Genomic DNA, 1486 nt, shown 5'->3' on the forward strand with positions numbered 1-1486 from the left:
GCCGAGAACGTCGCGGTGAACGAGGGCCTGCCGGTCGTCGTGTTCTCGATGGAAATGGGCGCGGCGCAACTCGCGTTGCGGATGGTCGGCTCGCTCGGCCGCATCGACCAGAGCAACCTGCGCACCGGCAAGCTGCGCGACGACGAATGGGGCCGGCTGTCCGAGGCGGTCGAGAAGCTCGGCAAGGCAGCGGTCTTCATCGACGAAGGCTCGGCGCTGTCGCCGAGCGAGCTGCGCGCCCGTGCGCGCCGCCAGGCGCGGCAGTGCGGGCAGCTCGGCCTGATCGTCGTCGACTACCTGCAGCTGATGAGCGGCAGCGGCGGCGGCAGCGAGGAAAACCGCGCCACCGTGATCGGCGAGATCTCGCGCGGCCTGAAGTCGCTGGCCAAGGAACTGAAGTGCCCGGTGATCGCGCTGTCGCAGCTGAACCGAAGCGTCGAGACACGCACCGACAAGCGGCCGATGATGAGCGACCTGCGCGAGTGCGTGGTCGGCGACACGCTGGTCTGCCTGGCGAATGGCGAGCGCCGGCCGATCCGCGAACTGGTCGGCCAGACCCCCGAGGTGCTGGCCGTCAGCGAGGCGCAGAAGGTCGTGCGCGCGCACAGCGACAAGGTCTGGTCGGTGGGCGTCAAGCCGGTCTTCACGCTGTCGCTGGCCAGTGGCCGCTCGATCGTCGCGACGGCGAAGCACCGCATGCTGACGGCTCAGGGCTGGAAGGAGCTGGGCGACATCACGCCCGGCGAGCGCATGGCGCTGTCGCGCGCGATTCCCGAGCCTTCGCAGCACGGCCGCTGGGCCGAGGCCGAGCTCGTGCTGCTGGCACACCTGATCGGCGATGGCAGCTACCTGAGCGGCCAGCCGATGCGCTACACGACGGCGTCCGAGGAGAACAGCGCGGCCGTCACCGAGGCGGCGCAGGCGATCGGCTCGACCGTCAGCCGTCACGTGGGACGCGGCCAATGGCACCAGCTCGTGATCGCCGGCAACGGCAACCGCTGGCATCCCGCGGGCGTGGGGGCGTGGCTCAAGGGCCTGGGCGTGTTCGGGCAGCGCTCGCACGAGAAGCACGTCCCGCAACCGGTGTTCGCACTCGGCAACGAGCAGGTCGCGCTGTTCCTGCGCCACCTGTGGGCCACCGACGGCTGCATCCATGTGCKCCCGCTGGGCAGCAAGGGCTCGGCGCGGGTCTATTTCGCGACCTGCAGCGAGAGGTTGGCGCGTGACGTCGCTTCGTTGTTGATGCGCTTCGGCATCGTCGCGCGCCTGCGGCGCATCCTGCAAGTCGGTGCTCGGCCGCTGTGGAATGTCGACGTGAGCGGCGCGGAACAGCAATTGCGCTTCCTCACGCAGGTCGGGGCGTTCGGCCCGCGCTGCGCGCCCGCCGATGCGCTGCGCGAGCGCTTGTCGTCGCAGGTCGCCAATCCGAACGTCGACACGCTGCCGCAGGCACTGTTCGATGAGGTGCGTGGGCTGATGCAGGAAC

The 1486-nt window shown here is 70.0% G+C and carries 1 protein-coding gene and 1 pseudogene; both read left to right on the forward strand.

Translation table 11 applies throughout. From position 1 onward, the window contains the following. Positions 1 to 483: pseudogene (locus AC1D01_RS34290) on the forward strand (DnaB-like helicase C-terminal domain-containing protein); the annotation flags it as partial. Further along, positions 466 to 1486 (forward strand): LAGLIDADG family homing endonuclease (locus tag AC1D01_RS34295; protein ID WP_477873921.1); only part of this gene is annotated, 1021 nt, incomplete at its 3' end. The pseudogene AC1D01_RS34290 and the gene AC1D01_RS34295, both read left to right, overlap by 18 nt.

It is taken from the genome of Rhizobacter sp. P3_B12 (assembly GCF_056402895.1).